Origin of the sequence: Nocardioides sp. Root240 (assembly GCF_001428825.1) — a bacterium.
In the GTDB taxonomy this organism is placed as follows: Bacteria; Actinomycetota; Actinomycetes; order Propionibacteriales; family Nocardioidaceae; genus Nocardioides.
In genome coordinates this window covers 395,907-415,781 of sequence record NZ_LMIT01000001.1, presented here as the reverse complement: position 1 = coordinate 415,781, position 19,875 = coordinate 395,907, and the positions used below count along the sequence as shown (strand labels likewise).

General features: G+C 72.2%; 19 protein-coding genes. 13 read left to right on the top strand and 6 right to left on the bottom strand.

Annotation, left to right across the window (positions count from 1 at the left end):
* Positions 1-35: 35 nt before the first annotated feature.
* A complete protein-coding gene (gene ccrA / locus ASE20_RS01940; protein WP_200952677.1) occupies positions 36-1,373 on the bottom strand; it encodes a crotonyl-CoA carboxylase/reductase in 1,338 nt (445 codons plus the stop codon).
* A 248-nt stretch (positions 1,374-1,621) separates the two neighbouring features.
* On the opposite strand from ccrA, the gene ASE20_RS01935 reads away from it, so the two are divergent.
* From ASE20_RS01935 to ASE20_RS01925, 3 genes are read left to right on the top strand one after another with little or no spacing between them, the layout of a single operon-like run.
* Positions 1,622-2,344: a LamB/YcsF family protein gene (locus ASE20_RS01935; RefSeq protein WP_056892830.1), complete on the top strand. Its 723-nt coding sequence runs from the start codon at positions 1,622-1,624 to the stop codon at positions 2,342-2,344.
* Positions 2,341-2,973 carry a 5-oxoprolinase subunit B family protein gene (locus ASE20_RS01930; RefSeq protein WP_056892829.1) on the top strand — a complete coding sequence of 211 codons (633 nt, stop codon included), beginning with the start codon at positions 2,341-2,343 and terminating at the stop codon, positions 2,971-2,973. The genes ASE20_RS01935 and ASE20_RS01930 overlap by 4 nt, the downstream gene beginning before the upstream one ends.
* Positions 2,970-3,821 carry a biotin-dependent carboxyltransferase family protein gene (locus ASE20_RS01925; protein ID WP_082612060.1) on the top strand — a complete coding sequence of 284 codons (852 nt, stop codon included), beginning with the start codon at positions 2,970-2,972 and terminating at the stop codon, positions 3,819-3,821. The genes ASE20_RS01930 and ASE20_RS01925 overlap by 4 nt, the downstream gene beginning before the upstream one ends.
* 12 nt (positions 3,822-3,833) lie before the next feature.
* On the opposite strand, the gene mce is transcribed toward ASE20_RS01925, so the two are convergent.
* The gene (gene mce / locus ASE20_RS01920) at positions 3,834-4,295 is read right to left on the bottom strand and encodes a methylmalonyl-CoA epimerase (protein WP_412778589.1); all 462 of its coding nucleotides are present in this window, start codon (positions 4,293-4,295) and stop codon (positions 3,834-3,836) included.
* A gap of 129 nt (positions 4,296-4,424) precedes the next feature.
* On the opposite strand from mce, the gene ASE20_RS01915 reads away from it, so the two are divergent.
* Together ASE20_RS01915 and meaB are read left to right on the top strand one after the other, a co-directional pair.
* Positions 4,425-5,624 (top strand): acetyl-CoA C-acetyltransferase, encoded by a 1,200-nt coding sequence (locus ASE20_RS01915; RefSeq protein WP_056892827.1) that lies wholly within the window; start codon positions 4,425-4,427, stop codon positions 5,622-5,624.
* 18 nt (positions 5,625-5,642) lie between these two features.
* The gene (gene meaB, locus ASE20_RS01910; RefSeq protein ID WP_412778588.1) at positions 5,643-6,632 is read left to right on the top strand and encodes a methylmalonyl Co-A mutase-associated GTPase MeaB; all 990 of its coding nucleotides are present in this window, start codon (positions 5,643-5,645) and stop codon (positions 6,630-6,632) included.
* Positions 6,633-6,636: 4 nt separating this feature from the next.
* On the opposite strand, the gene ASE20_RS01905 is transcribed toward meaB, so the two are convergent.
* A complete protein-coding gene (locus tag ASE20_RS01905) occupies positions 6,637-7,797 on the bottom strand; it encodes a polysaccharide deacetylase family protein (protein ID WP_157538373.1) in 1,161 nt (386 codons plus the stop codon).
* Between the two features lie 167 nt (positions 7,798-7,964).
* Between ASE20_RS01905 and ASE20_RS01900 the strand changes: the two genes are divergently transcribed.
* From ASE20_RS01900 to ispG, 3 genes are read left to right on the top strand one after another with little or no spacing between them, the layout of a single operon-like run.
* A complete protein-coding gene (locus ASE20_RS01900; RefSeq protein ID WP_056892825.1) occupies positions 7,965-9,083 on the top strand; it encodes a 1-deoxy-D-xylulose-5-phosphate reductoisomerase in 1,119 nt (372 codons plus the stop codon).
* Positions 9,080-10,432 carry a M50 family metallopeptidase gene (locus tag ASE20_RS01895; RefSeq protein ID WP_056892824.1) on the top strand — a complete coding sequence of 451 codons (1,353 nt, stop codon included), beginning with the start codon at positions 9,080-9,082 and terminating at the stop codon, positions 10,430-10,432. Before ASE20_RS01900 ends, ASE20_RS01895 begins: the two co-directional genes overlap by 4 nt.
* Positions 10,433-10,463: 31 nt before the next feature.
* A complete protein-coding gene (gene ispG, locus ASE20_RS01890) occupies positions 10,464-11,615 on the top strand; it encodes a flavodoxin-dependent (E)-4-hydroxy-3-methylbut-2-enyl-diphosphate synthase (RefSeq protein ID WP_056892823.1) in 1,152 nt (383 codons plus the stop codon).
* 3 nt (positions 11,616-11,618) lie between these two features.
* On the opposite strand, the gene ASE20_RS01885 is transcribed toward ispG, so the two are convergent.
* Positions 11,619-12,515 carry a homocysteine S-methyltransferase family protein gene (locus ASE20_RS01885; protein WP_056892822.1) on the bottom strand — a complete coding sequence of 299 codons (897 nt, stop codon included), beginning with the start codon at positions 12,513-12,515 and terminating at the stop codon, positions 11,619-11,621.
* An 83-nt stretch (positions 12,516-12,598) separates the two neighbouring features.
* Here ASE20_RS01885 and ASE20_RS01880 point away from each other — a divergent pair, with 83 nt between their 5' ends.
* Positions 12,599-13,444: a GNAT family N-acetyltransferase gene (locus tag ASE20_RS01880; protein WP_082612058.1), complete on the top strand. Its 846-nt coding sequence runs from the start codon at positions 12,599-12,601 to the stop codon at positions 13,442-13,444.
* Between the two features lie 18 nt (positions 13,445-13,462).
* Here the strand turns inward: ASE20_RS01880 and ASE20_RS01875 are convergent, their stop codons facing one another.
* Positions 13,463-14,083 carry a TetR/AcrR family transcriptional regulator gene (locus tag ASE20_RS01875; RefSeq protein ID WP_056892821.1) on the bottom strand — a complete coding sequence of 207 codons (621 nt, stop codon included), beginning with the start codon at positions 14,081-14,083 and terminating at the stop codon, positions 13,463-13,465.
* Positions 14,084-14,229: 146 nt separating this feature from the next.
* Between ASE20_RS01875 and ASE20_RS01870 the strand changes: the two genes are divergently transcribed.
* From ASE20_RS01870 to ASE20_RS01855, 4 genes are read left to right on the top strand one after another with little or no spacing between them, the layout of a single operon-like run.
* A complete protein-coding gene (locus ASE20_RS01870; RefSeq protein ID WP_056892820.1) occupies positions 14,230-15,981 on the top strand; it encodes an FAD-dependent oxidoreductase in 1,752 nt (583 codons plus the stop codon).
* A gap of 23 nt (positions 15,982-16,004) precedes the next feature.
* The gene (locus ASE20_RS01865; protein WP_056892819.1) at positions 16,005-16,373 is read left to right on the top strand and encodes a DoxX family protein; all 369 of its coding nucleotides are present in this window, start codon (positions 16,005-16,007) and stop codon (positions 16,371-16,373) included.
* Between the two features lie 57 nt (positions 16,374-16,430).
* Entirely contained in the window at positions 16,431-18,200 is a 1,770-nt protein-coding gene (locus tag ASE20_RS01860) for a proline--tRNA ligase (RefSeq protein WP_056892818.1), read from the top strand.
* Positions 18,201-18,216: 16 nt separating this feature from the next.
* Entirely contained in the window at positions 18,217-18,948 is a 732-nt protein-coding gene (locus ASE20_RS01855; protein WP_082612102.1) for an HAD family hydrolase, read from the top strand.
* A gap of 317 nt (positions 18,949-19,265) precedes the next feature.
* On the opposite strand, the gene ASE20_RS25230 is transcribed toward ASE20_RS01855, so the two are convergent.
* The gene (locus ASE20_RS25230; protein WP_056892816.1) at positions 19,266-19,709 is read right to left on the bottom strand and encodes a ferritin-like domain-containing protein; all 444 of its coding nucleotides are present in this window, start codon (positions 19,707-19,709) and stop codon (positions 19,266-19,268) included.
* Between the last annotated feature and the right edge of the window lie 166 nt (positions 19,710-19,875).

Sequence of the window (19,875 nt, the reverse complement as noted above, 5' to 3'; positions counted from 1 at the left end):
GCCCGCCCGTGCTGGTGCGGTGGATCAGGTGCTGATCAGATGCCGCGGAAGAGGTTGATCTTGTCGAGGTGCTGGGCGCGCATCTCGTCGTTCTTGACGCCGAGGCCCTCTTCGGGGGCCAGGCACAGGACGCCGACCTTGCCCTGGTGCAAGTTGTGGTGGACGTCGAGGGCGGCCTGGCCGGTGTCCTCGAGCTTGTAGGTGCGCGACAGGGTGGGGTGGATCTTGCCCTGGGCGATGAGGCGGTTGGCCTCCCACGACTCGCGGTAGTTGGCGAAGTGGCTGGAGATGATCTTCTTGAGGTTCATCCACAGGTAGCGGTTGTCGTACTCGTGCATGTAGCCGGTGGTCGAGGCGCAGGTGGTGATGGTGCCGCCCTTGCGGGTGACGTAGACCGAGGCGCCGAAGGTCTCGCGGCCGGGGTGTTCGAAGACGATGTCGATGTCCTCGCCGCCGGTGAGCTCGCGGATGGCCTTGCCGAAGCGCTGCCACTCCTTGGGGTTTTGCTGGGTGCCCTCCTCGTTCCAGAACCTGGGGGCGAGCTCGGAGCGGTTGATGACCATCTCGGCGCCCATGTTGCGCACGATCTGGGCCTTCTCCTCGTTGGAGACCACGCAGATGGGGTTGGCGCCGCCGTTGAGGGCGTACTGGGTGGCGAAGCCGCCGAGGCCGCCGGAGGCGCCCCAGATGAGGACGTTGTCGCCCTGCTTCATGTTGCCGCCGTTGGAGGAGACGAGCTGGCGGTAGGCGGTGCAGTTGACCAGGCCGGGGGAGGCGGCCTCCTCCCAGGTGAGGTGCTCGGGCTTGGGCATGAGCTGGTTGGCCTTGACCATGGCGACGTCGGCGAGGCCGCCGAAGTTGGTCTCGAAGCCCCAGATGCGCTGGGAGGTGTCGAGCATGGTGTCGTTGTGGCCGTCGGGGGCCTCGAGCTCGACGGAGAGGCAGTGGGCGACGACGCGGTCGCCGGCCTTCCAGCGGGTCACGCCCGGGCCGACGGCCAGCACGACGCCGGACAGGTCGGAGCCGACGATGTGGTAGGGCAGGTCGTGGCGCTTGGCGAGCTCGGACTCGCGGCCGTAGCGCTCGAGGAAGCCGAAGGTGGAGACGGGCTCGAAGATCGAGGTCCACACGGTGTTGTAGTTGATGGCCGAGGCCATCACGGCGACGATCGCCTCGCCGGGGCCCAGCTCGGGCATCGGGACCTCGTCGACGTGCAGGGACTTGCGGGGGTCCTTGTCACGCGAGTCGATGCCCTCGAACATGTCGACCTCGTCCTTGTGGACCGTCACGGCCCGGTAGGACTGGGGAAGCTCGAGGTTGGCGAAGTCCTCTGCGGAGGCTTCGGCCTGGATGGCGTCGAGGATGTGCTGCACGGTCGTCGTCTCCCTAGGAATGCTTTCTGGAACATGCTCGGAGGGCATGCGGGGGTGGCAATACGGCCGCGGGGAAGATTACCCACGAGTAACCACCTCGTGGGTGGCTTCGTGACCGGCGTCTCATTCACGGCGACTGCACCGTCCTGGGCTCGGCGGCGCGCACTGAGCCCTGGTCCGAGGGCTCGATAGGTCACCATAGGCCCGTGACGTTGCATTCGGGTCGCTGGTCCACGCCCGACACCCGGGTGGGTGGCGTGGATCTCAACGCCGATGTCGGGGAGTCCTTCGGCCGGTGGCAGCTCGGCGACGACGACGCCCTCCTGCCGCACCTGACCAGCGCGAACGTCGCCTGCGGGTTCCACGCGGGCGACCCGCTGACCCTGCGTCGTACCTGTGCACGAGCGGCGGAGCTCGGCGTGACCGTCGGCGCCCAGGTGGGCTACCGCGACCTCGCCGGCTTCGGGCGCCGGTACGTCGACGTACCGCCCGCCGAGCTCGAGGCCGACGTGCTCTACCAGCTCGGTGCGCTCGACGGGATCGCCCGCGCCGCCGGGGCGCGGGTGGCCTACCTCAAGCCGCACGGTGCGCTCTACCACGCCGTGTCGCAGCACCCCGGCCAGGCGGACGCCGTCATCGCCGCCGTGCGTGCCTTCGGCGGACTGCCCGTTCTCGGTCTCGCGGGCTCGGCCTTCCTCGCCGCCGTCGAGGCGGCCGGGCTCGAGGCGGTGGGCGAGGGCTTCGCGGACCGCGGCTACCTGCCCGACGGGGGACTGGTCCCGCGCTCGCAGCCCGGCGCGCTGCTGACCGATCCGGCCGTCGCCGCCGCGCAGGCGGTCCGGTTGGCGGAGTCGGGCGTCCGGTCGGTGTGCGTGCACGGGGACTCGCCCGGTGCGCCCGAGCTGGCGGCCGCAGTGCGGGCCGCCCTCGACCACGCCGGCTTCGCGGTCACCTCGTTCGCGGCCGGATGAACGTCCTCCCGTACGGCGACCGCGGGCTCCTCCTCGAGCTCGCGGACACCGCCGCGGTGGTGGCCGCGGCGGGCGCACTGCTGGCGGACTCGCGCGTCGCCGCCCTCGTCGCCGACGTCGTCCCGGGGGCCCGCACGGTCCTCCTCGTGGCCCGCCCGGGGGTCTCCCTCGACCGTCTCAGGGCGGTCGTCCCGGGCCAGGAGCACCTGAACTCGGCCGATTCCCGTGCTCTTGACCAAGGACCACCGCAGGCAGAGGTCGTCATCCCGGTCGTGTACGACGGCCCCGACCTCGCCGAGGTGGCGGACCGCACCGGCCTGACCGAGGCCGAGGTGGTCGACGCACACACGGGGAGGTCGTGGCAGGTCGCCTTCGGCGGGTTCGCGCCGGGCTTCGCCTACCTCGTCGGCGGTGATCCACGGCTGCAGGTGCCGCGTCGGGAGCAGCCGCGGACGACGGTGCCCGCGGGCGCGGTGGGCCTGGCGGGGGAGTTCAGCGGGGTCTACCCGCGCGCCTCGCCCGGTGGCTGGCAGCTGATCGGGCACACCGACGTCGCCCTGTGGGACCTCGAGCGTGATCCGCCCGCGCTGCTGGCGGCGGGCACCACCGTCCGGTTCGTCGAGGCATGAGCGTGATCGTCACCGCCGTCGACGGCGGGCCGTGCCTGGTGCAGGACGCCGGGCGGCCGGGGTACGCCGCGATCGGGGTCGGCGTCAGTGGCGCGGCCGACCGGGCGGCGTACGCGCTCGGCAACCGGCTCGTCGGCAACGCTCCCGGCGCCGCGGTGGTCGAGGTCGTGCTGGGCGGGCTCGAGGTCGAGGCCGGGGAGCACATCACGGTCTGCGTGACCGGGGCCCCGACGCCGCTCGAGGTCGACGGCCGGCCCGAGCCGCCGGGCGCGGTGCTGACCCTGCGGCCCGGCCAGCGGCTGCGGCTCGGCACGCCGGCGAGCGGGCTGCGGTCCTACCTCGCCGTCCGCGGCGGCCTCGACGTCCCCGGCGTGCTGGGCTCGCGCTCCCACGACACCCTCGCGCGGCTCGGACCGACCGCGCTGGCGCCGGGCGCGCGGCTGCCGGTCGGCAGGGACGCGGCGACGGAGGTGCTGGTCGACGCCGTCCCCCCGGCGTCGTACGACGGACGGGCGGTCGTGCGCGTGGTGCGCGGCCCGCGCGACGGCTGGGTCCGCGACGTCGACCGGCTGGTCGGGCAGGTGTGGCGGGTGGGGGCCGCGAGCGACCGGGTCGGCCTCCGTCTCGACGGGGACCCGCTCACGGCGACGCCGCACCGCGGCGAGCTGCCCAGCGAGGGCGCGCTGCGCGGCGCCGTCCAGGTGCCCCCGGATGGGCGGCCGGTGGTGTTCGGCCCCGACCACCCCGTGACGGGCGGCTATCCCGTGGTCGCGGTGGTGGTCGACGCCGACACCGACCGGCTGGCCCAGCTGCGTCCCGGCGACGAGCTCGGGTTCCGCTGGGCCTGACCGGTCAGGGGATCAGTGACCGCCGTCGGCGGCCGGCTCGACGAGCTCGACGAGGACGCCGCCGGCGTCCTTCGGGTGGACGAAGTTGATCCGGCTGTTCGCCGTACCGCGGCGGGCCTCGGGGTAGAGCAGGCGCAGGCCGCGCTCGCGCAGGATGGCGGAGACCTGGTCGAGGTCGGTCACCCGGTAGGCGAGCTGCTGGAGGCCCGGGCCGCTGCGGTCGATGAACTTCGCGATGGTCGAGTCCGCGTTGAGCGGGGCGAGCAGCTGGATCTTCGAGTCGGTGTCGCCGACCGCGACCATCGCCTCCCGGACGCCCTGCTCCTCGTTGGTCTCCTCGTGCGCCACGTGCATGCCGAAGTTGTCGCGGTAGAACGCGATCGCCTCGTCCAGGTCGGGCACCGCGATGCCGACGTGGTCGATGGCGGTGAACAGGTGCGTGGGTACGCCGTCAGTGATGCTCATGCGCGCCATTGTGCCGTTGCGCCTCCGTTCGAGGGGTGTGACGAGTGCCTCACCGACCGCACGATGGACCCCTCGCCCGCTCCGGATACCCGCGAGTAGAGTCCAAATGTTCCGACCACACGTCTGCACGGAGGAAACATGTCCGACAACCCCAGCGTCATCGTCGCCGGCGCTCGTACGCCGATCGGTCGCCACCTCGGCGCCCTCAAGACCCTTTCGGCTGCCGACCTCGCGGGCGTCGCCATCAAGGGCGCGCTGGAGAAGGCCGGTGTCTCCGGCGACCAGGTCGACTACCTCATCGTGGGCCAGGTCCTCCAGGCCGGTGCCGGCCAGAACCCCGCCCGGACCGCCGGTCTGGCCGCGGGCCTCCCGGCCAACGTCCCCTCGATCACCATCAACAAGGTGTGCCTGTCGGGCATCAACGCCATCGCGCAGGCCGACCAGATGATCCGCGCCGGCGAGGCCGAGATCGTGGTCGCCGGTGGCACCGAGTCGATGACCCAGGCGCCGCACCTGCTGCCGAAGTCCCGTGAGGGCTTCAAGTACGGCGACACGACCCTCGTCGACTCGCTCGCCTACGACGCGCTCTTCGACCAGGCCACCCAGCAGGGCATGGGCAACCTGACCGAGTCGACCAACGCCTGCCGCGAGACGCCGCTGACCCGTGAGGAGCAGGACGCCGTCGCGGCCCGCTCGCACCAGCTCGCCGCCGCCGCCCAGAAGAACGGTGTCTTCGACGACGAGATCGTCCCGGTGTCGATCCCGCAGCGCAAGGGCGACCCGGTCGTCGTCAGCAAGGACGAGGGTGTCCGTGGCGACACCACCGCCGAGTCGCTCGCGGCCCTGCGCCCGGCGTTCTCCAAGGACGGCACCATCACCGCCGCCTCGTCCTCGCAGATCTCCGACGGTGCGGCCGCTGTCGTCGTCACCTCGAAGAAGAAGGCGGAGGAGCTCGGCCTGCCGATCCTCGCCGAGATCGTGAGCCACGGCCAGGTCGCCGGTCCGGACTCCACCCTCCAGCTGCAGCCCGCCAACGCCACCAAGAAGGCGCTGGACAAGGCCGGCCTGACCGCCGCCGACCTCGACCTGGTCGAGTTCAACGAGGCGTTCGCCGCTGTCGGCATCGAGTCGGCCCGCGCCCTCGGCATCGACGAGGACAAGGTCAACGTCAACGGTGGAGCCATCGCCATCGGCCACCCGCTGGGTGCCTCCGGTGCGCGGATCACGCTGCACCTCGCCCTCGAGCTCAAGCGCCGCGGCGGCGGCCTCGGTGCCGCTGCCCTCTGCGGCGGTGGCGGCCAGGGCGACGCGCTGGTCCTCCGGGTACCGGCCAGCTGATCGACTGAGCGGACAGCGTTGCCTGACGCAAGCAGCATCCAGGGCGGCCGTCGCGGGATCACCGCGGCGGCCGTTCCTGCCTTGGTCGAGAAGGCGCGCGAGGGCGACCCGCGGTCGGTGGGCCGGCTGGTCTCGCAGGTCGAGGACGAGTCGCCGCTGCTGCCGGAGCTGATGCGGGCGCTCGCTCCCCACACCGGCCGCGCGCGCATCGTCGGCATCACCGGGTCGCCCGGCGTGGGCAAGTCGACGTCGACCAACGCCCTCATCGGCGAGCTGCGCCGGCGCGGCCACCGGGTCGCCGTCCTCGCGGTCGACCCCTCCTCGCCGTTCTCCGGCGGGGCTCTGCTGGGCGACCGGATCCGGATGGGCGACCACGTCCTCGACCCCGGTGTCTTCATCCGCTCGATGGCCGCCCGCGGTCACCTCGGCGGCCTGGCCTGGACCACCCCGCAGGCACTGCGGGTGCTCGACGCGGCCGGCTTCGACTACGTGCTCGTCGAGACCGTCGGCGTCGGCCAGAGCGAGGTCGAGGTCGCCGGCCAGGCCGACTCGACGATGGTCCTGCTCGCGCCCGGCATGGGCGACGGGATCCAGGCGGCGAAGGCCGGCATCCTCGAGATCGGCGACCTCTACGTCGTCAACAAGTCCGACCGCGAGGGCGCCGACAAGGTACGACGCGACCTGCGGTCGATGCTCGGCCTCGCCGAGCGCCGCGAGGGATCCTGGCGCCCGCCGGTTCTCAAGACCGTCGCCTCGAAGGGCGAGGGCGTCGCCGACGTCGTCGACGCCCTCGAGGAGCACGGCACGTGGCTGCGCGAGAGCGGCGAGCTCCACCGCCGCCGCGTACGACGGGCGCGCAACGAGATCGAGACCCTCGCCCTCACCGCGCTGCGCCGGCGCTGGGGCGCCGTCGGGGAGGGCGACCGCCTCGACACCCTGGCCGCGGCCGTCGTGGCCGGCGAGACCGACGCCTATGCGGCGGCCGACGAGCTGACCGGCACGCCGTAGGAGCTCAGCGGCCGGCCGGTGACGGCAGCGGACGCACCGGCGACCAGCGCCCCGTCCGGGCAGCCATCACCGCACCGATCACCAACGACGCCGTGCCGCGGCCGATCCGCACGCCGCTGGGGGCGCTGATGTCGACGGCCGCCCGCTCGACCGGCTCGGCGAGCCCGTCGGCGAGGATCGGGATCCGCACGCTGGCCGTGAGCCGTCCGGCCGGGATCACCACACGGGTGCGGACGTCAGCCAGGTCGGTGCCGACCGTCGCGCTGCCCGAGCGGACCGAGAGCGTCACCGCGGTACGACGCCCGGCCATCCGGTCGAGCCGGACGGTGGCGACCGCGAATCCGCCCTCGGCGCCCTGCCGGACCGACACCGAGGCCAGCGGCGACGGGAAGCCCGGCAGGCCGCGCTCGTCGAGCCCGGTGAAGCAGTAGCCGCGCCGCCGCGCGGTGCGGATGACCCGGGTGACCGCGTCGACCGAGATCGGCGAGCGGGTCACGCCGTCGTGCTGCAGCACGATGTTGTTGCCGGGGTGCAACGCGCGGAGGATCCGGCCGGCGATCTGGGGTGCGGTGCCGTTCGCCCAGTCGCGCGAGTCGATGGTCCACAGCACCGGGCGGTAGCCGAGGCGGACGATGTCGGCACGGACGCGGTCGTTCATGGCGCCGTACGGCGGGCGGAGAAGGTGGGTGGGGTGCACACCGGCCCGGCGCAGGACCCGGTCGGTGCCCCGGATGCTGTCGCGGATCTCGCGGTCGGAGCGCGCGGTGAGCTGCTCGTGCGCCCAGCTGTGGTTGCCGATCAGCAGCCCGCTGCGCTCGATCGCGCGGACCAGCTCGGGGTGTGCGCGCACGTGCTGGCCGACGACGAAGAAGGTCGCCGTGACCTTCTCGCGCCGCAGGATCCGGACCAGGCGCAACGTCGTGCCCACCGCGGGCCCGTCGTCGAAGGTCAGCGCGACCCTGCCGGTGCAGCGTCGTGCCGACACCTCGGCCCGGTCCCGCGGCGAGGAGGCGAGGACGGCAGCCGGCGCGTCGGAGTCGTCGGACGCGCCCGGAGGCGTGCCGCCGACACCGAGGACGAGGGCGAGCACGAGCAGGACGGCAGCGGCACAGGCGGTCCCGAGTCTCCGCCCCGTGGCCTCCAACCGGGCGAGGGGGAGCGACACGCAGCAAGGATGGGGTGTCGACGGGCCCTCGCGTGGGATTTCGCCGTGTCTCGAGACGCGCGTCGCGAGCTCGTGCCTCGCTCACGGCGCTCCTCGACCTCCCGGGATGATGCACGTCACGTCACGTCCCGTGCCTCGACGCGACGTGGTCCCGTGGTGTTGAGAGGATGCGCACTGTGAAGGACGTCATCATCCTCGGATCCACGGGTTCGATCGGCACGCAGGCGCTCGACCTGGTCCGCGCCAACCCCGACCGGTTCCGGGTGGTGGGGCTCACCGCCGGGGGCGGCAACCCGGACCTCTTCGAGCAGCAGGTGGCGGAGTTCGCGCCCCGTTTCCACGGCCTGGGTGAGGACGCCAGCACCGACGCGGCGGGGCAGGACTGCGACGTCGTCCTCAACGGCATCACCGGTGCGGTCGGTCTCCGGCCGACCCTCGCGGCCCTCGACGCGGGCAACACGCTCGCGCTGGCCAACAAGGAGTCGCTCGTCATGGGCGGCCCGCTGGTCCTGGAGCGGGCCGCGCCCGGGCAGATCGTGCCGGTCGACTCCGAGCACAGCGCCCTGGCGCAGTGCCTGCGCGGCGGCTCCCCGGCGGAGGTACGACGCCTCGTCCTCACCGCCAGCGGCGGCCCCTTCCGTGGCCGCACCCGCGCGGAGCTGGCCGACGTCACCCCGGAGCAGGCGGGCAACCACCCCACGTGGGACATGGGCCCGGTGATCACGATCAACTCGGCGACCCTGGTCAACAAGGGCCTGGAGGTGATCGAGGCGCACCTGCTCTTCGGCATCCCCTACGACCGCATCGAGGTCGTGGTGCACCCGACCAGCGTGGTGCACTCCATGGTCGAGTTCGTCGACGGTTCGACGCTGCTGCAGGCCAGCCCGCCGACGATGCTGATCCCGATCGCGCTCGGTCTGGACTGGCCGGACCGGGTCCCCGACGCGGCGCCGGCGGTGGACTGGACGCAGCCGGAGACCTGGCAGTTCCTCCCACTGGACGACGAGGCCTTCCCCGCGGTCGCCCTGGCCCGGGCGGCGGGGGAGCGTGGCGCCACCGCCCCCGCGGTCTACAACGCCGCCAACGAGGTCGCCGTCGACGCCTTCCGCACCGGTGGCCTGGCGTTCACCGGGATCGTCGACGTAGTCGGGGACGTACTAGCCGCCCACGACGTACCCTCGAACCAGCAGATCTCGCTCGACGACGTCCTCGCCGCTGACGCGTGGGCCCGTGAGGCTGCCGCCCGCACCATCGCCGACCGAGGAAGCACGACCCGCACCCCATGACCGCTCTGCTGTACCTCCTCGGCGTCGTGATCTTTGCCGTCGCGATCCTCGCGTCGATCGGCCTGCACGAGCTCGGCCACATGATCCCGGCGAAGAAGTTCGGCGGGAAGGTGACGCAGTACTTCATCGGCTTCGGGCCGACGGTGTGGAGCAAGCAGATCGGCGAGACCGAGTACGGCATCAAGGCCGTCCCGCTCGGCGGCTACGTCAAGATCGTCGGGATGCTGCCCCCGGCCGCGACCGAGGTGGCCGACACCGTCGAGGTCGACGCCGACGGGAACCAGGTCGTGAAGGTCCGCAAGTCCAACACCGGCATGTTCACGCAGCTGATCTCGGACGCGCGCGCCGCGGAGTGGGAGCACGTCAAGCCCGAGGACACCGATCGGCTCTTCTACAAGCTGCCGTGGTGGAAGAAGGTCGTCGTGATGGCCGGCGGCCCGTCGGTCAACATCGCGATCGCCTTCCTGATCTTCGCCGGGGTCTTCGCGACCTACGGCAACGCGGGCGACGCGACGGTCGAGACCACGATCCAGGAGGTGCAGGGCTGCATCCTGCCCCCCGAGGAGAACGGCCGGGTCTGCACCCGCGAGGAGGTCGCCGAGAAGCCGACCCCGGCGTACTCCGCCGGGATCAAGGCGGGCGACCGGATCGTCTCCTTCAACGGCACCGCCGTCACCGACTGGGACCAGGTCCAGAAGCTGGTCCGCGCCAACGGCAACCGGCGCGCGAGCATCGTCGTCGAGCGCGGAGGCCGCGAGCGGACCATCGAGACGGCCACGGTTGTCGACCTGCGCGACATCGGCAACGACGAGAAGAAGGAGGTCGGCTTCCTCGGCGTCAGCCCGCGCCAGCACCCGACCACCGGGGGCGTCGGCTACACCATCGAGCAGATGGGCCAGATGACCGTCGACGTCGCCAAGTCGCTCACCACGCTGCCGGCCAAGGTCTGGGGCGTCGCACAGGCCATCGTCGGGGTCAAGGAGCGCGACCCGATGGGTCCGGTCAGCCTCGTCGGCGGCGGCCGGCTCGCGGGCGAGGTCGCCTCGCACGACGAGATCAGCGTGAGCGACAAGTTCGTCTCCCTCCTGATGCTGGTCGCGGGCTTCAACTTCTTCATCGGCATGTTCAACTTCGTGCCGCTGCTGCCGCTCGACGGCGGGCACATCGCGAGTGCGCTGTGGGAGGCACTGCGTCGCGGGCTGGCCCGGCTGCGCCGCCGTCCCGACCCCGGCTACGTCGACGCGGCGAAGCTGCTCCCGGTGGCCTACGTCGTCGCCGGGGCCCTGCTGGTGATGGGCGTCGTGCTCATCGTCGGCGACCTCGTCGTACCCGTGCACCTCGAATCCTGATCCCACCCGCCCGGAAAGTAGGCTGGACGTCATGACGTCGATCAGCCTGGGCATGCCGGCCGCCCCACCGCCGGTGCTCGCTCCCCGTCGCACGACCCGCCAGATCCAGGTCGGCAAGGTCGGCGTCGGCAGCGACCACCCGATCTCGGTGCAGTCGATGACCACGACGCTGACCTCCGACGTCAACACCACGCTCCAGCAGATCGCCGAGCTGACCGCCGCCGGCTGCGACATCGTCCGGGTGGCCTGCCCGAGCCAGGACGACGCCGACGCGCTGCCCGAGATCGCGCAGCACAGCCAGATCCCGGTGATCGCCGACATCCACTTCCAGCCGAAGTACGTCTTCGCGGCGATCGAGGCCGGCTGCGCCGCCGTCCGGGTCAACCCGGGCAACATCAAGAAGTTCGACGACCAGGTCAAGGAGATCGCCCGGGCGGCCCAGGACCACGGCACGTCGATCCGGATCGGCGTCAACGCCGGGTCGCTCGACAAGCGGCTGCTCGAGAAGTACGGCAAGGCGACGCCCGAGGCGCTCGTCGAGTCGGCCGTGTGGGAGGCCAGCCTGTTCGAGGAGCACGGCTTCCGCGACTTCAAGATCTCGGTCAAGCACAACGACCCGGTCGTGATGGTCCGCGCCTACGAGCTGCTCGCCGAGCAGGGTGACTGGCCGCTGCACCTCGGCGTGACCGAGGCCGGCCCGGCGTTCCAGGGCACCATCAAGTCGGCCACCGCCTTCGGCGCCCTGCTCTCGAAGGGCATCGGCGACACCATCCGCGTCTCGCTCTCGGCCCCGCCGGTCGAGGAGGTCAAGGTCGGCATCCAGATCCTGCAGTCGCTCAACCTCCGCCCGCGCAAGCTCGAGATCGTCTCCTGCCCGTCCTGCGGCCGCGCCCAGGTCGACGTCTACACGCTCGCCGAGCGGGTCACCGCGGGTCTCGACGGACTCGAGGTCCCGCTCCGCGTCGCGGTCATGGGCTGCGTCGTCAACGGTCCCGGCGAGGCGCGCGAGGCCGACCTCGGTGTCGCGTCCGGCAACGGCAAGGGCCAGATCTTCGTCAAGGGCGAGGTGATCAAGACCGTCCCCGAGGCCGAGATCGTGGAGACGCTGATCGAGGAGGCGTTGAAGCTCGCCGAGTCGATGGAGCCGGTCGAGGGCGCGGAGCCCTCCGTCTCCGTCAGCTGAGCCTCAACTGCTGAGGCCCCACATCGCGGCCACGTGCCGCGCATCGGTGCCGCAGCAACCGCCCAGCACCTCCAGGTTCGGCAGCGCGTCGACGATCGGTGCCTGGTCGGCCGCGAGCTGCGCCGGGTCGCCGTCGTCGAGGGTCTCGGACTCGTCCAGCTCGGCGTGGCTCATCGTGGACGCGTTCACCCGCAGCCCGCCGATCCGTTCGCGCCAGGCGCCGTCCCCGAAGTCCTGAAGGACGTGGCTCGGGTGCGCGCAGTTGATCAGGAAGTACGCCGGCGGCGCGGCCTCGTCGACCGCGCGCACCGCGTCCGCGAGCGACGTCCCGTCGGGCAGGCGCCCGTCGGTCTCGACCGTGAACCCGATCCCGGCCCGCAGGCCCACGTCGGCGGCCGCCCGGCTGACGCCGATCGCCTCGCCGACCTCGGTCAGGGTCAGCACGGTCGCCCGGGAGACCCCGGCGGCGGCGAAGGAGGCCAGCTGCGGGTGGTGGTACTCCGCCGCGGCGTCCGGGTCGACCGGCCCCGCGCTCGCGTAGCCGTCGCCGCGAGGACCGAGCATGCCGCCGACCTCCCAGCCCACGAGGTCGTCCGCCCGCTCGGCGGCGATCCCGGCGAGGACCTCGACGGCTTGCCGGTTGACGCGGTCGAGGGCCGCGGCGTCGTACCCGAGGGCGGCGGCGTGGTCCGCGTTGGCCCGCCAGGTGGGCGTCTCCAGCAGCAGGGGAGCGCCGGCCCGGGCCGCGATGTCGGCGTACGCGAGGTAGTAGTCGCGCAGCACCGCCCTCCCGTCCTCACTGTCGAGCAGCGGGAAGGACGCGAACGCGGGGAGGTCGATCCCGCGCAGGAAGATCAGGTCGGTCTCCAGACCGCCGTCGGTCACGTGCCGTGCGGGCATGGGCGTCACCTCATTCGGGAGGTCCCCAGTGTGGCCCCGGCGACCGGTCCGTGTCCCGTCCTCCTTCCCGATAGGCTCCGAGCGTGTTGACCACCCGGCACGGCGTGCGCGTCCTCGCGGCGGCCGACGTCCCCGCCTTCGTGGACCTGGCGAACCAGGACCCGGTGGTCAACGTGTTCGCGCTGCACCGCGCCCACACCACCAACCTCGAGCCGCGCTGGCTCGGCGGCGAGATGTGGGGCCGCTTCGACGGCGGGCGCCTGGTGGCCGCCTGTCACGTCGCCGCGAACCTGGTGCCGGTCCAGGCCAGCGCAGAGGACGCCGTGGTCTTCGCCGAGCGGGCGCTCTCGCGTCGCCGTAGCGCCTCGACGATCGTGGGACCGCAGTCCGCGGTCCGCCCGTTCTGGGACGAGGTCGCTCCCCAGTGGGGGCAGCCGCGCGACGTGCGGTGGGACCAGCGACACCTCGTCCTCGACGGCCCGCCCGTCGTCCAGCCCGACCACGGGGTGCGCGCCGGCGTGCAGGGCGACATCTCCACGCTCTATCCCGCGTGCGTCGCGATGTACACCGAGGAGGTCGGGGTCTCGCCCGAGGCCGGCGGGGGAGGCGACCTCTACCGGGCGCGGGTCGCGCAGCTGATCGGCCGCGGCTGGTCCTTCGTCCGCTACGACGGCGACGAGCTGGTCTTCAAGGCCGAGGTGGCGTGCGCGACCGAGAACGCCGCCCAGATCCAGGGGGTCTGGGTGCCGCCGCACCGCCGCGGCGAGGGTCTGGCATCGGCCGGGATGGCCGCGGTCGTGCACCAGGTGCGGGCGCGGATCTCCCCGACGGTCTCGCTCTACGTCAACGACTGGAATGTCGCCGCGCGCAAGGTCTACGAGCGGGTCGGGTTCGTCGAGACGACCCGCTTCGCGACCGTGATGTTCTGAGGCTGCCGGCCCTCGTCGTCAACGACCCAGGCGGGGCAGGCCGTTCCAGAGCAACCGGGAGGCGATGTCGGTGACCTCGTCGAGGCTCGCGCCGGGGTGGTCCTGCCACCACCGGGCGACGCCGTCGACGCCGGTGATCAACAGCTCGACCACCACGGCCGCGGCGGTGGAGCCCGCCACGACGCCCGACCGGGCGAGGTCGGGGGCGAGCATGGCGGCGACCGCCTGCGTGCGCGCCGTGCGGTACGCCGACAGGACCTGGTCGAGCTCGGCGTCCCCGGTCGGGATCGGGTCGACCAGCAGCCGCCGGGCGGCGGGGCGCTGCCGCGCGAAGGAGAGGTACGCCGTCACCGTGGCCCGCAGCCGGTCGTCACCCGCGCCCGCGCCGGTGATGCCGGCGCCCACCTCGGCGAGCATGGCGGAGTTCTGGCTGTCGAGGACCTGCAGGTAGAGCTCGCGCTTCGAGCGGAAGTGGTCGTAGAGCACGGTGCGGGTCACCCCGGCGGCGGTGGCGACCTCGCCGACCGAGGTGGCGTCGTAGCCGCGGTCGGCGAAGACCTCGACGGCGGCCGCCTCGATCCGCTGGCGGCGGGCGGGCGCGCTGAGCCGCCGGCGGACGGTGTCCGTCGTGGTGGCCACGGGCTCTCCTCTCGTTGCCAACCCACACGGGTGTCGGCTCGTCCACGACGGGGTCTTGACCGCTGTGGTGGCGATCACAATACTCGGCTCCGACAGTTACCGACACCAGTGTCGGTTGATTCCGTCGCTTCTCATGGGGAGACACGATGACGCACCGCCTCGACCGCCGTACCCTGCTCAGCTCATCGGCGGCAGTGGGCGCCGGCGCCGCACTGACCGCGACCGGCCTCGCGCCCGCCTTCGCGGCGACGCCCGGCAAGGAGGCGGTGGTCCTCGGAGGCGGCATGGCCGGCCTGACCGCGGCCCACGAGCTCGTGGAGCGTGGCTTCTCGGTGACCGTCTTCGAGCCGTCGGCGTGGGGTGGCAAGGCGCGGAGCATCCCGTTCGGCGGCACCGGCACCGGAGGCCGGGCAGACCTCCCCGGCGAGCACGGCTTCCGCTTCTTCCCGGGCTTCTACCACCACGTCCCGGACACGATGCGCCGGATCCCGTTCGGCTCCGGGACGGTCGGTGACAACCTGGTCGCGGCCACGGGCGGCAAGTTCCTGCGCGGTGGCGACCACGCCGACGCCTTCGTCTTCGGCATCGGTCCCGACCCGGTCCAGATCCTCACGGTCGACGGCCTGCGCCGCTTCCTGCTCGACAACCTCGGCGGCCACGCGGTGCCGCCCCACGAGCTCGTCTACTTCGTCGAGCGGCTGCTCGTCTTCCTCACCAGCTGCGACGAGCGCCGGCTGGGGCAGTGGGAGAAGGTCAGCTGGTGGGACTTCGTCGGTGCCGGCAAGCGCTCCGAGCCGTACCGGAAGATCCTCGCCGCCGGCCTGACCCGCAACCTGGTCGCCGCCAAGGAGACCATCGCCAGCACCCGGACGATCGGCAACATGGGCGAGGCCTTCGTCTACAACATCATGGGCCGCGGCAACGACGGCGCCCTCGACCGCGTTCTCGACCTGCCGACCAACGAGGCCTGGATCGACCCGTGGATGACCTACCTGCGGGGCCGCGGCGTCCGCTTCGTGAGCGGGCAGCGCCTGGTCCGCTACGAGACGTCGGCCGGCCGGATCACGGGCGCCGTCCTCGCCGACGTGAACGGTACGACGAGCCGCGTCGAGGCCGACTGGTTCGTCAGCGCGATGCCGGTCGAGAAGGCCGTCCCGACGCTCACGCCCGACGTCCTCGCCCTCGACCCCGGCCTGAAGGGCCTGTCCGCGCTCAGGACGGACTGGATGGTGGGCATCCAGTTCTTCCTGCGCGACCACGTCGACATCACCAAGGGGCACATCACCTTCATCGACTCGCCCTGGTCGCTGACCGCGCTCACCCAGGGCCAGTTCTGGGCGGACCGCACCATCCCGCGCGACTACGGCGACGGCGAGGTCGTCGACATCTTGTCGGTCGACATCTCCAACTGGGACGCCCCGGGCATCCTCCACGGCAAGACCGCCAAGGAGTGCACGCGCGAGGAGATCGCCGCCGAGGTGCTCGCGCAGATCAAGGACCACCACACGGTCGGCGACCTGATGCCCGACGGCATCGTCCACTCGTGGTTCCTCGACCCGGGCGTCCAGTGGGACGCCGCTGCCGGCCGCAACACCAACGAGACCCCGCTGCTCGTCAACACCGTCGACTCGTGGGGGAGCCGGCCGACCGCGCGCACCAGGATCCCGAACCTGCTGATGAGCGGCGACTTCGTGCAGACCGACATCGACCTCGCCACGATGGAGGGCGCCAACGAGTCGGCCCGCCACGCCGTCAACGCGATCCTCGACGAGTCGCGCTCCACCGCGGCCCGGGTCAAGACCTACAAGCTCTACGACCCGCCGGAGTTCACCGCGCTCAAGGCCGCCGACAAGCTGCTCTACAAGCTGGGCCTGCGCAACGCGCTCGACCTCGGCTGAGTGCCGGCTGGCAGAGTGGGGCCATGCCCGTTCCCTTCACCGCCAAGGCGGTCACCGGTGCCTTCGTCGTCAGCGGCGTCGTCCACCTCGTCAAGCCCGAGGTCTTCGAGCCGCTGATCCCCGAGCAGCTGCCCGGCGGCCCGCGGCCGTGGGTGACCTGGAGCGGCGTCGCCGAGCTGGCGTGCGCCGCCGGCATGCTGCACCCGCGGACCCGCAAGGCCGCGGCCTACGCCAGCGTCGCGCTGCTCGCCGGCGTGCTGCCCGGCAACGTGAAGATGGCCGCGGACGCGCAACGCAGCGACAACACCGCGTTCAAGGTGCTCACCGCGGCCCGCGTGCCGCTGCAGGCGCCGATGATCCGCGGGATGCTCAAGGCTGCCCGGACCGCCTGATCGAGGCTTTGCGTTACTGGTTCGCGGCCCGTCGTACGACGGCCGTAGGCTTCGCACGTGCTGATGCGGATGTCGACCCTTTTCGTTCGAACCCTGCGCGAGGACCCCTCGGACGCGGAGGTCCCGAGCCACCGGCTGCTCGTGCGGGCCGGCTACATCCGCCGCGCCGCGCCGGGCATCTACACCTGGCTGCCGCTGGGCCTGAAGGTGCTGGCCAAGGTGGAGCGCGTCATCCGCGAGGAAATGGACGCGATCGGCGCCCAGGAGGTCAGCTTCCCCGCGCTGCTGCCCCGCGAGCCCTACGAGGCGACCAACCGCTGGACCGAGTACGGCGACGGCATCTTCCGCCTCAAGGACCGCAAGGACGCCGACTACCTGCTCGGACCCACCCACGAGGAGATGTTCACGCTCCTGGTGAAGGACATGTACTCGTCCTACAAGGACCTTCCGCTGAGCCTCTACCAGGTGCAGACGAAGTACCGCGACGAGGCACGGCCGCGCGCCGGCCTGTTGCGCGGGCGCGAGTTCATCATGAAGGACTCCTACTCCTTCGACATCGACGACGCGGGCCTCGAGGCGTCGTACCAGGCCCACCGTGACGCCTACGTCCGGATCTTCGACCGGCTCGGCTTCGACTACGTCATCGTCAAGGCCACCGCCGGCGCGATGGGCGGCTCGAAGTCGGAGGAGTTCCTCGCGAACGCCGCGGTCGGCGAGGACACCTACGTCCGCTGCACGAAGTGCGACTACGCCGCCAACGTCGAGGCCGTCGAGGTGCGCGCGCCCGCGCCCGTGTCGTACGACGGCGTCCCCGCCGCGCACGCCGAGGACACCCCCGACACCCCGACGATCGAGACCCTGGTCGACCACCTCAACGCGGCCTTCCCCCGCGAGGACCGGCCGTGGGCCGCCGGCGACACGCTCAAGAACGTCGTGGTCGTGCTCAAGCACCCCGACGGCACCCGTGAGCCCCTCGCCATCGGCCTGCCCGGCGACCGCGAGGTCGACCAGAAGCGGCTCGAGGGCCAGCTTGAGCCGATCGAGGTCGAGGCGATGGGCGAGGCCGAGTTCGCCCGGCACCCCGCCCTCGTCAAGGGCTACATCGGCCCCGCTGCGCTGGGGGAGGAGGGCGCGAGCGGCATCCGCTACCTGCTCGACCCCCGCGTCGCCGAGGGCACCCGGTGGGTGACCGGCGCCGACGAGGCCGGCCGCCACGTGATCGACCTGGTCGCGGGTCGCGACTTCACCGGCGACGGCACGATCGAGGCCGCCGAGGTCCGCGACGGCGACGCCTGCCCGAACTGTGACGACGGCACCCTCGAGTCGGCGCGTGGCATCGAGATGGGCCACGTCTTCCAGCTCGGCCGCAAGTACGCCGAGGCGCTCGACCTCAAGGTGCTCGACGAGAACGGCAAGCTCGTGACCGTCACGATGGGCTCCTACGGCGTCGGCGTCTCCCGTGCGGTCGCCGCGATCGCGGAGGACACGCTCGACGAGATCGGCCTGTGCTGGCCGCGCGAGATCGCGCCCGCCGACGTCCACGTCGTCGCCGCCGGCAAGGACCAGGCCGTCTTCGACGCCGCCGAGGCACTCGTCGCCGAGCTCCTCTCCGCAGGTGTCGACGTGATCTACGACGACCGCGCCGGCAAGATCAGCCCCGGCGTGAAGTTCAAGGACGCCGAGCTGCTGGGCGTGCCGACGATCGTCACGGTCGGCCGCGGCGTGGCCGACGGCGTGATCGAGGTCAAGGACCGGCGTACCGGCGAGAAGCAGGAGCTCGCGCTCACCGGCGCGGCCGACGCGATCCGCACCATCGTCGGTCTCTGAGAACGCGGTGGTTGAGGTGCGAGCGCAGCGAGCCTCGAAACCGGTCGAGGCGGTCATCTTCGACTGGGGCGGCACGCTCACCGCATGGCACGACATCGACTTCCACGCGGAGTCGCTGGCGCTGGCGCAGGCGGTGCTGGCCACGCCCGACACCAGCGACGACCACCACGCCCACGCCGCGCGCCTGCACTCCGCGGGCAGCGTCGTGTGGGGTCGCAGCCGTGACCACCAGCAGAGCGCGACGATCGCGGACCTGTTCACCGAGGCCGGCCTCGACCACGACCCCGACCTGCTGGAGGCCTACTACGGCTTCTGGGAGCCGCACACGCTCACCGACCCCGAGGTGGCGCCCCTCTTCTCCTGGCTGCGCGCCGAGGGCATCAAGGTCGGGGTTCTCTCCAACACGATCTGGCCGCGCGCCTGGCATCGCGGCTTCTTCGAGCGTGACGGCGTCCTCGAGCTGATCGACGGCGACGTCTACACCAGCGAGATCCCCTGGACGAAGCCCTCCCCGCGCGCGTTCGGCGCCGCGATGGAGGCCGTCGGCGTCAGCGACCCGGCTGCCTGCGTCTACGTCGGCGACCGCCTCTTCGACGACGTCTGGGGCGCCCAGAACGCCGGCCTGCGGGCGATCCACGTCCCGCACAGCGACATCCCGGCCGAGCAGGTCGGCCACACCGAGGGCGACCCCGACGCGGTCGCCCACCGCCTCTCCGAGATCCCCGACCTCATCGCCCCCTGGCGCTGAGCCGGGCCGCTGCCGGCCGGCCGCGGCCCGGAGCGCGAACTGCAGGTTTGTGCAGTGCACATTTATGAGGATCGTGATCTGCAGACCGTGAGGGCGTTCTGTTGCATGATTGTGCACAGGTGATCGGTGAGCCCCACCTCTCCCGTCACCCATGATGACCGTTGTCCCCGGTCACCAGTGGTTCGCGGCCCCGTCTTCGGGGGACGTCTCGGGAGTTCCCCGGAGGCAGGAGGCCGCGAACCACTGGCGTTTTTCGGCCATTCCGCGCCGCCCGGTCGTCCCCGGCGCGGAGGAGCTCGGCGAGGGCGTTGCCTGAGTCAGAGTCCGGGAAACTGCTCGGGCCTGCCGCCGAAGCCCATCCCTCGCACCGCTGCGTCGAGCAGCGCCTCGACCGCCCAGCTCCGGGTCGTTCCGGTGCTGCTGGCGACGAGGAAGGCGTAGGCGCTCGCGGCGTCCTGCTCGAGCTTCAGGGCACGGGCGTTGATGGCGCGGGCGGTGCCGAGGTCGGGCGGCAGGACGTAGCCGGGCTCGGCGGCGACCGGGTCGGCGCCGGCGGCCTCGACCAGGGCGAGGAGCTCGTCGCGGCGGGTCCGGTGGAGGCGGTACGCCGCCGTGACGCGGCCGAACAGGGCGGGCTGACGGGAGCGGGAGGCCTGGGCGCCGAGGGCGCCGTAGACGAAGACGGCGGCGTGCTCGGCGGCCAGCGTGGTCTGGAGCGCGTCGGTGGCCGGGTCCGCGGCCTCGGGCGACGTCGTGGTCATCCGAGCGCCGCCCGCTGCTGGGCGACCGCGGCGGCCATCGAGGCGAGGACCTGCGCGAGCGCGCCGCTCTCCGCCTTGCCGGCGGCCTTCACGAGCCGGGCCTGGAGCCGGGTCTCGGACTGCGCGAGGCGCTGGAGCGCCGCCCCCCTCCCGCCCGGTACGACGG